Source organism: Paenibacillus sp. yr247, from assembly GCF_900103825.1.
GTDB lineage: Bacteria > Bacillota > Bacilli > Paenibacillales > NBRC-103111 > Paenibacillus_E.
Genome location: NZ_FNIF01000018.1, coordinates 21,393 through 33,950 on the forward strand (window position 1 = coordinate 21,393; position 12,558 = coordinate 33,950).

Annotated in this window: 7 protein-coding genes; all 7 read right to left on the bottom strand. The window is 40.9% G+C overall.

Features of this window, described 5'->3' with window-relative positions; all coding sequences use genetic code 11:
- Positions 1–182: 182 nt before the first annotated feature.
- The gene (locus BLT91_RS22130; protein ID WP_090824999.1) at positions 183–455 is read right to left on the bottom strand and encodes an alpha/beta-type small acid-soluble spore protein; all 273 of its coding nucleotides are present in this window, start codon (positions 453–455) and stop codon (positions 183–185) included.
- A 191-nt stretch (positions 456–646) separates the two neighbouring features.
- Positions 647–1,180: a hypothetical protein gene (locus BLT91_RS22135; RefSeq protein ID WP_090825001.1), complete on the bottom strand. Its 534-nt coding sequence runs from the start codon at positions 1,178–1,180 to the stop codon at positions 647–649.
- 708 nt (positions 1,181–1,888) lie between these two features.
- Positions 1,889–5,014, bottom strand: coding sequence for an S-layer homology domain-containing protein (locus BLT91_RS22140; protein WP_090825003.1), 3,126 nt, complete (start codon positions 5,012–5,014; stop codon positions 1,889–1,891).
- 1,054 nt (positions 5,015–6,068) lie between these two features.
- Positions 6,069–6,218: a hypothetical protein gene (locus BLT91_RS31860; protein WP_217635267.1), complete on the bottom strand. Its 150-nt coding sequence runs from the start codon at positions 6,216–6,218 to the stop codon at positions 6,069–6,071.
- Positions 6,219–6,363: 145 nt separating this feature from the next.
- Positions 6,364–10,248, bottom strand: a complete 3,885-nt coding sequence (locus tag BLT91_RS22145) for an S-layer homology domain-containing protein (RefSeq protein WP_090825005.1) — start codon at positions 10,246–10,248, stop codon at positions 6,364–6,366.
- A gap of 261 nt (positions 10,249–10,509) precedes the next feature.
- Complete coding sequence (locus BLT91_RS22150) at positions 10,510–11,619, bottom strand: glycosyltransferase family 4 protein (RefSeq protein WP_090825007.1); 1,110 nt, start codon at positions 11,617–11,619, stop codon at positions 10,510–10,512.
- A gap of 131 nt (positions 11,620–11,750) precedes the next feature.
- Complete coding sequence (locus BLT91_RS22155) at positions 11,751–12,539, bottom strand: WecB/TagA/CpsF family glycosyltransferase (protein ID WP_090825009.1); 789 nt, start codon at positions 12,537–12,539, stop codon at positions 11,751–11,753.
- Positions 12,540–12,558 lie beyond the last annotated feature (19 nt).

Here is a 12,558-nt window from a genome sequence, read left to right on the forward strand (position 1 = left end):
TCTTTTGCGCTCATACGCTGACAAGAACATTCAATTCCGCAATGGTAAAAACAAAAAAAATGAACCTTTCCCGATTGGAAAAGGTTAAATTAAATATTGACCTTCAATTAGTTATCTTACTTTATTTGTCGTCTAGTGTCAATCCAGATAACCGTGAAAAAATTATGAATAAATCCTATCATTTAAAGTGAAAATAGCGCTTCTTCTGCTTTCTGAATCAGCCTTTTAGTAATTGTTCCTCCTACTGCTCCCGCATCTCTCGACGAGATATGTCCCCAGTAGTCTTCTTTGATTGAAGATGAAGGAATAGAACCTAGTTCCGTCGCAAACTCCGTATCTGCATGAAGAGACATTTGTTTACCCACAGGCAAACCTAATTCAGCAGCAATCTCATACTTCAGAATATCCAGTGCCTTTTTCGATTCAGGTACCACTTTATTATTGCCTCTAGCCATAAAAAACGCCTCCTTAGAGTTTTTGTTATGATAACTACACTCCGTAAGCATTGCCCTATATGGGTACACCACTAGTATGGCTAGATTCCTGAAGTCGAACCGCATAAGAAGTTGTCAATAAGGGTAAAATTATGGAGAAGACTATTATTGATAACAGCTAAGTTTTAGTACAACAATTCGCAGATAAAACTTTATTGTGCAGCCGTACTTCCATCTGCATTCAGCAACAAATAGCTGCCGCGCACCATGACAAAGATGTCCGCCGTATTCTTCGGCGATGGCTTAATACCGCGGCCTTCGGCCGGGAAAATCAAAAGATGGTTCAGCGCGACTTCCGTTCCCGCTGGAAGGTCTTTGCCTCCCGTCACATCCGGAATGCCGTTTTCATCGTTGCTCACGGCGAGTACCTTGCCTGTTCGCACGATAAACTCGGCGCCAGCACCGGCGTAAAGCGTTTGTCCATTTTGCAATTGGACAACCTTCATTGTCGCTGGCGCGGATGTAGAACCTCCTGCGCTCGGTTGGCTGCCATTGGCAGCTAGCGTAGCCGCGACAAGCTCTTTCACCTTGGCTTCGCTTAAGGTGTTCTGGTCGAAGTAGCTCTTCGTGATCACCGGGTCGGTAGAGGAGCCGGGGGTTGGGGCATCGGCTTGGGACATTGAAATAAACGAAGTTATTTGAAAAATACTAAAGCATGTAAGTAATATCAATAGTTTTTTTTTCATAAGGAAGAATTTCCCCTATCAATATAATTTGTTGTTTCAAATACTACCTTATACTTTTTCTTTTTTCAACATCTCACAATCACTCGATAGTGTAGTGACAATAATAGATGGCCTCCGTGTATGCTGATCTTGGCTAACAGGTTCGGGTTTTGAAAGAGTTCAGACAATATCTAATTACGACAGTTCCATAGGTAATCTATGAACTTTAATAGCAACCGGATGCAACGGTTCAAGGGGCTTCATGAAAATGGCAACAAGAAAAAGTAATTTAAATACAAACTATATTGACTTATATTATATTATGTTGTATATTATTAAAGGATAAACTTTTCTTCATAACTTCTTGGATTCAGCAACAAATAGCTACCGCGCACCATGACAAAGATGTCCGCCGTATTCTTTGGCGATGGCTTAATACCGCGGCCTTCGGCCGGGAAAATCAAAAGATGGTTCAGCGCTACTTCCGTTCCCGCTGGAAGGTCTTTGCCTCCCGTTACATCCGGGATGCCGTTTTCATTTTCGTTATCACCGGGTCGGTGGACGAGCCAGGGGTTGGGGCTTCGGCTTGTGAGACGGAAAAGCCAGCAAGTTGGTATAAAATATAAGCGCTAATTATAATTAAGCTTTTCTTTAGTTTCATAATATTAATTAATCCTTTCCTCCCAATAAAAAAGGAGACCCAAGGGGTCTCCTTTTTATCAATGTAAATTAGTTAGTAACAAGTGTTGAAACTGATTTACCATTTGCAGTGATTGCCTTAATGGAGAATTCAAATTTAGGATTAGCAGAAGTTGTAAGATCTGTTACCGTTACAGCACCTGAGTTGTCAATTGTTACTGTGCAGTTTTTCGCACCAGATACTACGTACTGAACTCCAAGGAATGCAGAGTATTTAGCAATGTCAGTATCTGTGTATTCAACTCCGTAGTTGTCAACAACTTTTAGGTTTGGCATCAGGGCAAGAACTGTTGTAGCTCCACCAGCTAAACCTGTTTTGTTAGCATCAGCAGAAATGCTTGCAGCTGTAACAGCATCAGCTTTAACGTTTAGATCCAATGTTTGATCTTGTGTAGATCCGCCATCTTTCTTGAAGACTACTGTTAGAGTTGCTTTACCTGCTTTGTTACCAAGCACATAAACATCTCCAGCATTATAAACTGCTTTAGCAACGCTGCTGTCAGAAGTTCCAGCAGAGATAATGCGGCTACCTGTAATTGCTACAGCATCACCTGATTTATCAATTGCTTTTACTGCAAGTTTACGAGCAAATTTGCTGGATGTAGCCCAAATTCCGTTAGCGTTACCCAAAGTATCAGCTGCAGCAGTTAATTCTTTATCATCAGCAGGAGTTGCTGAGTTATCAAGAGCAGCGAACAAATCTTTAACAGCATTTACAGAGTAAGTCAAACCGCTAGTTCCAACAACTTGTAAAGAACTATCCACTGATTTAATTGTGCTTGCTTTCGCAACATCAATCAATTCTGCTTTAACAGTATCTTTACCACCTGCAAGAGCTGCAGTAAACACTAGATCTTTACTGTTGAACGCATCTAAGTTAGCACCTGTGAATTCATATGCAGAAGTTGCAGCATTCCAAGCACCAGCAATTGCTGTATTTGTGAAAGTTGCATAAGTCTGGCCTGTAACAGTTACAGATACCTTGTAGTTAGCTTGTAAAGAAGGAACTGTCTTTTTAAGCGTAGCACCGTATTGGTCTTTTACAATCCACTTAACAGTAGTAGTTGCACCTAGAAGACCTTTTTGAGCTGGTTTGTCGCCATCAAGAACAATTGTTTCTGGTTTACGGGAATCTTGAACAGTAAAGCTTGTTTGTGCATTTGTTTGCACATTAGCATTGTAAATTCCAAGGTTCAAGTATACTACACCTTTGGACAAGGAAGTAATGTTATCAAGTTTAATTTGACCTTTATGCTCACCAGTTCTAACAATTGCATCGTTACCATTGTTTCCAGAAGCATAATCAGCACCCGATACGGAAATCGAGAAACGCTTCAAATCTGCGTTGTCAGCGATATCTTGTGCGCTAAGTTTAGCTCCTGCAGCATCGTAAGCAACAACCGGAATATAAGTTGCACCATTCATAGCTCCAGCAGTTGCGCCGTCGCCTTCAGCAATAACACCATTAAACTCACCAAATTCTACTTTTTGAGCCAGAAGAGATGATTGAGTTTTAATTGTTGCAGTTGCAGTGGAAGCACCAACATAGAAGGAAACTTGATAGTCGCCAGCTTTATCAATGTTGTTAGCAAGTTTAACTTTTAAAGTATCGTAAGTTGAATTAACCGCATCGTATGCAAGCGCATCAAATGAAAATGGAGTAATAATTGGTGTTCCAACTGCAAGACGGTCTTTAATAGCTTGAGCATAAGAATTATTCCATACAATTTTATCCCCATATTGGTCATAGCGTGTAATGGAAATTTCAGCTGTATCGCCCTGGCTAGTTAATGCAGTTTTTGTTGCAGGATACTTAACATTTCCAAGCTCAATTTTCGTAACATAAGGCTCAGTACCTACTTTAAATACTTTTTGAACTGATACTGAAGAATTCGTCAAGAAAACATTCACAGGAATTACATCAATTTCAGGTTGTTTTGCAGATGTGTCGATTGTCAATTCAAGGTATCCAGTATCATCATTTCTAGTAATAGGTTGAGTTGTTCCGGATACGTAAGCTGTGTAGTTACCAGTTGTTAAAGAAGAAACTTCACCGTATTGGTTAGTTGCTTTTACTCTAACTACTGCGTTTACGGATTTAGCAATTTTTTCACCAGCATTAACGAATTCAAGTTTGGAAACTTTTTCGTTTTCAGCCGTGAAAGTTGCAGTTGTTTTATCAACACCAGCAGCATCAAGACCAGAAAGAGTCGCAGTATAAGTACCTTCACCAATTTTAACATCAGTTAATGTAAGAACAACTGATTTCTTATCATCAGCGAATTTAGCTGTTGTTGCTACAGCAACTGAACCTTTTGTCAATGCAACATTAGCTTTAGTATCGTCAACTGGTTTATTGAAAGTTACAGTTACTGTTTTAACGCCAGTTGCTTTAGCTTCGGAAACGGATACTTTACCCATTGCTGAGATAGCTGCATCAGCTGTGAACGCGCCAACTACTAGATCAGCACGAGTAGCGAATGCTGCACCGTCAGTACCTTCTGGTAAAACTTTAGCCGCGATTGCTTGCTTCACAGCGTCTGCGTACCAAGGAGTACCAGTTGTGTCGACTTTTTTACCAAGACCTTTTACAAGTGCAGTGGCGAACTCACCAAGAGTTACGTTAGCGCCTGGGTCAAAAGTTTTGTCTGTTTTACCATCAACTAAGCCAGCTTTTTTAGCAGCTTCGATGAAAGGAATTGCCCAACCGTTAGCTGTGTCATCAGCTTTTACATCATCAAAGCTGGATACTTTAACAGTGTTGTCAACTTTGACGCCAGATACTAATACAAGAACTTTTGCGAATTGTGCGCGAGTCATGTTCTCTTTGATACCGAAGGAATCAGCAGCTGTACCTTCGAAGTAACCTTTAGCAAGCATAGCGTCGATTTTTGCAGTTACAGTTGCATCTAAACCTGCAAGATCTTTAAAATCCTTGGAAGTCTTAACTGTTGTTGCAGTTGTAGTAGCTGTAGGAGTAGTAGTAGTGCTTGTTGTTGTGTCAGCCATTGCCACCGACGCGAACATGGAGAATGCCATTGTTGCTGTTGCGATTACTTTTAAACTTTTTTTCATAACCTTTTTTTCTCCTCCTTGAATATCTTTGGGTTTATTATTTAGGTTTGATCTATGAATATTTGAGCTCGATTCACTCATTGTCAGTTCACCCCCTTTCCAGAGTTAGAGCGTAATATAACTAAGTTTGCTTATGGGCCTATAGCCACATAGAAAACTAGTAAACAGAAACTATAAAATAAGACATTCATACCAAGTTACATTATACAATGCTCGAATAGCGTCGTAAAGAGTTATTTTACCAAAGTAAAATAAGTAACCTTTAAGTAATGTTTGTTTTCAAAGTATTAAACGCAGTACTTTAATAAAAGTTGCGTTCTAAAGAAATTTTTTTTAATTTTTTATAGGGATCACATCCAATTAAGCGACTATTTGAATTAGTAATGAATTAATATGTAGCATTTCGTCTATCTCCTTGGCTACAAGATGTAGTATACGATAATGTATTCTCATTTTCATTAATAAGTATTTTCCAGTACGTCATTCTAATTTTAAGCAATAAATAGAAGACTCCGAAGAGTCTTCTTTTAGAAATCTATTGAAATCTATTAGTTAATTGCAGTTACTAATACTTGAACCGATTCCCGTTTGGCGCTTTTGCTGTTACTACAAGATGCTGTCATTGCATCAATTGTAACATTTCCGCCAACAACATCACTAACTATTTAGCAAATACCTAGAATCGAATCGTATTTCACGATTGGGTTCGTAGTTGAGAAGGAACCATCGGAATTGTACTCTAGACCAAATTGGTCTTTAATCCGGAAATTGAAATCGTCTTTTGCGCCCAAGATTGCTTTTGGAGCTAGTTCACCATCTTTATCCACAACAATGTGGTCTAGGTAACGTTGCTCTTGAACAGCGACACTTGTTTGAGCATAGCTATTTGAGTTCGTTGATGCGATAAGTGCCGTCAGATAAACACTTGAACTAGCTTTTGCAGTTCCGTTAAGTCGACAGTAAGGTTACCATCACTACCTTTTAGCGTAGCTTGTGTACCAATAACAAAAGCAGTGAATGCTGCGTTTCTTAGAGAAGCTACTTCACCATATTGATTTGTAGCTTTCAATGCAATTCTTACATTAGCACTATAAGCTAGTGTGTCTCCTGCATTAACGAACTCGATTTTGCTAAATTAAAACTGCGCTTTTCTTATCTTATCTGCATTAAATTTTACGGTTGTTGCTACATCTGTCGTACCTTTTATAAGGGCAAGCTTTGCTTTCTCTGTATCAACCGGTTTGTTGATCGTTACTGTTACTTGCTGAACGTCTGGTAGATTCATATGTAGCGGCGCGTCTATCATTTAGGCTACAAAATAAGTATACGTGACTGTGTATTGAATTTCATTGATAAGTATTTTCCAATTTCAATAGAAAACAAAAAAGACTGCATCCGATTATCGGAGCAGTCTTTTGTTCATTCAGGGTTTAAGGAATTTTCTTTTGTTGTTTTAACACTCGGTTAGCAATTGCCGCGGCTTGTGCTCTAGTCATATTGCCAGTTGGATCGTAGCTGAAAGTAGGTTTTTTCTGACCTTGTACAGGAGCATTCTCAATGCCGTCCATTAAGCCTGCTTTAACAACAGCCTCAACGGAACCTAATGCGTAGGTATCAATGTCCCCAGCGTCTGTAAATTGTTTTTTGAGATTAGAAAGAGATTTAACTGCATCGCTACTTGTTTTCATATTCGCTGCTCTTTCAATCATAACAGCTGCATCTGCACGGCTAATTGAGTTTGTTGGGAGGAATAATCCATTGGAGTTTCCTCTTACGATGCCCGCACGGGCGCCTGCTTCAATATGCATGAAATCATACAAGCTGCTGCTGTTCGGCAAACCAAGACCTCTGCGCACATCCGCAAACGTTCCTTGAAAGTTTGGGTTCGTAGGATCGTTTGTATGGTATGTTGTGTCTTCGTTAATTAATGGGATATCAAAGATGTTAACCAACATGGTTACGAATTCGCCGCGGGTAATCGCGTCATTAGGTAAGAATTGTCCAGGCGTTTTATTATTCATGATTCCCTTGGAATACAAAATATCTAGGTAATCACGAGCCCAGTCATGATTCGTTACATCATTAAAACTGTTATCCATATACATGACTTGGAAATAACCGAAGTTATCAACTGGAACTTTAATGGTATGCGATTTAGGATCTACAACGCCACCAATGTTTTTCCATCCTACATATTGGTTGCCTGTTCCACTTGGATCAAGGAAAGTACCGAACTGATAAACGGAAAGGTATTTCCATGAGTCATTACGGATTTCGTCATCATATTTCAAAGTAAGTGTTCCACGTTCTGTAGGAATTACGAGATTTTTAATATATCTGGAGTAGAATGCTGCTTCTCCAGGCCCAGGAAGCGTAGGTGAAGGAAGATTACCACTACCTTGCAGGGCATCTTTAAGTGTCGCATTCGTACTTGCTGCACTAATATCAATTGAACCGCCATCAATCCAGAATAGTTTACTAGCTGGTCTGAATCGGCCTGTTGGTTCTTGAAGGAAGCGAGCTCCAGCTTGAGTTTCAGAAGCCTTGTCTACACGTCCATCATCTTGGTTAGCAATACCAAAGACAAGCTTACGGTCAGAAGTAATAAATTGTTCCGTCTGTGTACGATCGTTTCTCATTAATTTCGTATCTTTCGGGAACGTTAATGAAAGATCTCCATCGAATAAGCTCATTTTAGTTGAAATAGTAGTACGATACTGAGCGCCTTCAATCGATGTGTTCAGGTTGTTGAGAATGAAAGTGCCCTTCGATTTTGCTTTTCCTCGAGTAATTTCAAAGCTAACTGTGTTTTTTCCTGCTTTCAAATTCGCAACATCTAATCTGAATACTCCAGGCGCAGTAAGCTTTGCTTCAATTTTGTTAAATACAATAGAATCTGCCCCATCCGCTTGGATGACAACGGTTTGAAAGTTTGTATTTACATTGGCTTGGTCTATTTTATCTACATTTTTAACAAAGTTCGTTGGTTGAAGTAGCAAATAATCTACGGGTTGTTTTGTGACTGTAATCATTTTACTTGTAGTACGGCCTGTCTTATTTTTTGCAACTAGCTCTAATACATAATCACCATAAGCATCTAGTGTCAAAGGCGTAGCAATATTAAACTTCGTGGTAATTTGATTGGCGTCTAGTGGATTAATAACTTGAGAAATCTGTCCTAACAAAGGTGTTGTTCCTGGTGTAAGAGTAGAACCGTTAGGAACATTCCTTACGTACAAAATGGATGTCGATAGTGGATCTGCTGAATTTAGCTTTGCATTTAGAACAGTACCATTTAACTGAAGTTTGTCCGATGTGGTCAAATAGGTTCCAGGTAAACTACTAGGCGTAGATGGTGTTATTGCTGGATCTACTGTAAGCTCTTCAACTAATGGAGCAAAATCGCTAAGGACAAAAATATCATAATTTGTCTGTGTGACAAGTACTTTTGGAGCTGTGGGACTTGGCCTCATGAAGAGTGAGAATTTAATCGTCTTCTTCCCATCAGAATCAAGAAGCGTACCGAATGATCCTGAAGGAATATTAAACGTTCCATCTGTTGTATTAATAAGTCCGGTTAACGGGATGTTCGTGTCATTTACAGACAATTCTACATCCGCATAGCTTGCAGCCGGTAAGTTAATAATTTTTCCTGTCATACAAGGAGCCGGGCCACTCGCGCATGTCAATTGAGTTGAATTGCTTACCACCTTGCCATTGTAAAGACTATTAACAATGACATAAGGTGCGCTTGAGATATTTAACTGATAAACCTTAGAACCTGCAAGGTTATCTCCAGTTGTTGTGTTCCATGGAACTAATGTCATTTTTGTAGCGCCGTCAGGAATATCATGTAGAACAATTTCTGCAACACCTGAATTGACAGTTACATAACCATTATCTACAAACCCAGGTATGGTTACTTTTACTTTATCAGCGTTCCCGTTCACATGGAATCTGAGTGTTGCAGGAAATTCATTAATTTGGCTTGTTCCTTGCTCAGTCAGCTTGACTTCATACCCCGACCCAGATGCTGGAACGAAGTACTGTGCCGTATAGTTTATGTAAGGTAAACTCGGATTCGTATAGTTAAACAAATACTTAGTTGTGTATTCTCCACCTAGGCTAGTAACAAATTTAACATCAATTTCTTGAGTTGTTGCTGTTCCGCTTAGGGGAAGATTAGCTGAAATGTGATGAACATCATAAGCCGTACCCCCCGTTATTACTGGAGCTGAGACTAAACTTGGTGCAGTACCGGCAGGAACTGCTGGATTCACATTAAGAAATCCTCCATTTGGAGTAGTTGTAGTACCTGTAGCGAAGGTATAGCGAAGTGTTGTTCCACTGCCAACCACACTAATATCGGCATACAAATAGTCTGGGCTACCTGATGTAATGTTACCCTTACTGTTTTTTAAATCTGTTGTAAAGACAATGTTATTATCTGAAGCGCTTGAAAGACTTGGAACTGTGACCAAGGGCTGATCCGTATTTCCCGTGGCAGTCTCCTTGAAGCGAACATTACCATTAAAGGCGAACCCAAAACCATTATTGTAAATAAAATTCCTTGTCGTTGTGTAGAAATTGGTAGGATTCTTAGCAACAAAATTGATTTGATTATCCCCTGGTGTGAGTGTTAGATCCGATGCTCTTCCTGTATTGGTCAGAAATGTAAAAATACCAGAAGAAAAGTTCGTTGCTTCGTAAGTTGCCCCTGCAACTGTAGCATCTACTTGATAAGCATTATTGGAATTACCGGTTACTGTTAAGTTTGTGTAAGGTCCTGTAGCTGGATACATTCCTCCATCTATGAAATCAACGCCGTTGATTTTCAAATTTGTGATGTTGGATACAGGAGTGAAATATACCCATGCCGGTTTGGAATCTATCGTCGAGGTACTCCCGTATTTAATAACAATTTTATTCAAACCTTCGGTTAGTCGAATATTCTCAAACGTTATTTGGTTGCTGTTATTAGGGTTTTTAATGGCGCGATTTGTTTTATTCGGCGTAGTAACACCCGTATTTAGATTCTTAATTTCATAATAAATATTGGTAATTTGGTCATCTGAGATACCGCCAATATCAGCGCTAAGCGTAATAGGATTAGATGTGATCCTAGGAACCGCGGCATCAGAAAAAGCCGGAACATCCTGTACAACTGTTGAGTCATTAGGATCCGTATGCACGTAATAGTTCGTAATATTAATGACTGGTGCGGCAGATGCCGTGAGAGGTGGCAGCATAGCAATCAGCATAGCGACCATAAGGCTAATGCTAAGCCATTTATTTCTTTTAAGCTTCGTTTTCAAAACTAGTTCCTCCTTATGTAATCTAAATGTTGTTAGTATCGTCAGGCCATTCTCTCAACCTTATCTTACTTTCGACAATCCCTCCCAAATTCTTCTATCATTCTTCATGATTAGACGCGACTAATAGCCAAAAGTTCTTGTATCATACTTATCGGTCTAAACATAGAAAATGTTTAGAGAAAGAAATAAATTCATAAAACGCAAAAAAATCCAACCATAGTGGTTGGATTTTGAAGAAAAATTATATTATTACAACAACTGTTATTTGCCCATCCGATCGCTCTGCACTTGCTTGCCTACAAGCTTCTGCAGGAAATTCAGCACCGGCTTGCGGCTCTTGCTGATGATACCGATAGCCTCAGCTCCGACTAGCATAACTAGGAAGAGAGCCACGATGATCATGATAAGCCCCCAAGTAGAGTCTTGGGAGATAAAGACCGAGCAAACAACGGCGCTGCCGCCGAAGATGGAGGCAATTCCGTAGATGATCAGTACGCTTGTACGATGACTGAATCCGAGCTGCAGCAAGCAGTGATGCAGATGGCTTTTGTCAGGTGCAGAGATCGGTAATTTATTGACGTAACGGCGCATAATCGCGAAGAAGGTATCGGATAATGGCACGCCTAGGATCATAATTGGGATTAAAAGTGAGACAACGGCCGCTTGTTTGAAGCCGAGAATCGATAGCGTCGCTAGGGCAAAGCCTAGGAACAAGGCGCCAGAGTCTCCCATGAAGATTTTGGCCGGATGGAAGTTATAGAACATAAAGCCTATAATACTTCCTAGTAAAATCACACACAGTAGAATAACTGTCACATTGCCCATCATTAGCGCTAGAATAAGAATCGTAGTCGTAGCAATACCAGACACGCCTGCTGACAAGCCATCAAGACCGTCAATCAAGTTAATGGCATTCGACACGCCCACAATCCACAATATCGTGATCGGGATACTTAACCAGCCAATGGGCAGGTTGGTTTCTCCGAAAGGAATGTTAACCAGATCGATCTTAAGACCAAAGGAGACAACAATGCACGCGGCAATGAGCTGCCCGAGCAGCTTCCATTTGGGCGATAGTTGAAAACGATCATCCAAGGCCCCCGTGACGACGATAACAAATCCGCCGATCAACAGCCCAAATGCTGCATTCGAGTTGACGGCATCAAGTGCTGGAGAGACGACGAAATAAGCACCGACGAAAGCAAGGAATATGGCTAATCCTCCGAGACGCGGCATAATCCGGGTATGTACCTTCCGATGGTTCGGGGCATCTACAGCTCCTACCCAGAAGGCAAATTTTTTGACTAGGGGTGTCAGCAGCAGCGCCATTACGCACGAAGCGATAAACCCAATCGCATATAATCCATACATCTCTTCTTCACAGCTCCTCTTGTCGTGGGTGGCAGGTGATCCGCCGAACTGATTATACTCCCATTTGTCCACAAATACTACTGCTAAATTTGTCTGAAATGACCGTTTTCAGCCAGTTTTCATAAATATTCTCATGATTTGGTGACTTTCTCTTTGTCGCGCATGACTTTCAATGCAAATTTTGGGAGTAGGAGCATTCTCTTGTAACGCCATGGCTCCTGCAGCAGGCGGTAAAACCATTCCAGACGTAATTTTTGAAATAAAACCGGTGCTCTTTTTAGTTTGCCCGAAAGAACATCAAAACTTCCGCCAACACCCATCATAACCGGGACACCGATTTGCTCTTTGTATTTCCCGATCCAAGGCTCTTGATTAGCGGCAGATCTTCCAACGAAAAGGAGATCTGGCGCCGCATCCACAATGTCTTGAATCACTTCAGCATCCTGCTCGTCACCAAAGTATCCGTCACGTACGCCAACGAGCTGGATCCCCGGATAGGTGGTACAAAGCTTTTCAGCCGCTGCTTGAATAACCTCGTTTGAAGCACCAAGCAGGTACACTTTCCAACTTCTCGACTCTCCGACTTTCATCAGCTCATGGAGCAAATCATAGCCAGGAACCCGCTCAACGACAGGCTCCCCTACATATCCAGCTGCCCAGACGACGCCTGTTCCATCGGGAACGATGAGCTCAGCGCGCTGCATCATGCTCAGGTAGGCAGGATTGTCCTGCGCGGCCATAACCATAATGGGATTGGCGGTAATGACCTGGTGGGGTTGTCTTTGTTCAATAGCCTTCGTAAGGTAGGCAACGGTTTGGTCCATACCCATTTTGGAGACGGGGACTCCGTAGATGCGAACTTTCGGTATAGCATTTGAAGATGCAACCTCAGAATGGATCGTTGTTGATGTTGAGCTCATAGATATCTCTTCCTTTAAA

Bases quoted from the DNA above. Each gene is read 5' to 3' on its own strand.
- BLT91_RS22130 (WP_090824999.1), bottom strand. From the start codon at position 455: ATGGCTAGAGGCAATAATAAAGTGGTACCTGAATCGAAAAAGGCACTG.
- BLT91_RS22135 (WP_090825001.1), bottom strand. From the start codon at position 1,180: ATGAAAAAAAAACTATTGATATTACTTACATGCTTTAGTATTTTTCAA.
- BLT91_RS22140 (WP_090825003.1), bottom strand. From the start codon at position 5,014: ATGAGTGAATCGAGCTCAAATATTCATAGATCAAACCTAAATAATAAA.
- BLT91_RS31860 (WP_217635267.1), bottom strand. From the start codon at position 6,218: ATGAATCTACCAGACGTTCAGCAAGTAACAGTAACGATCAACAAACCG.
- BLT91_RS22150 (WP_090825007.1), bottom strand. From the start codon at position 11,619: ATGTATGGATTATATGCGATTGGGTTTATCGCTTCGTGCGTAATGGCG.
- BLT91_RS22155 (WP_090825009.1), bottom strand. From the start codon at position 12,539: ATGAGCTCAACATCAACAACGATCCATTCTGAGGTTGCATCTTCAAAT.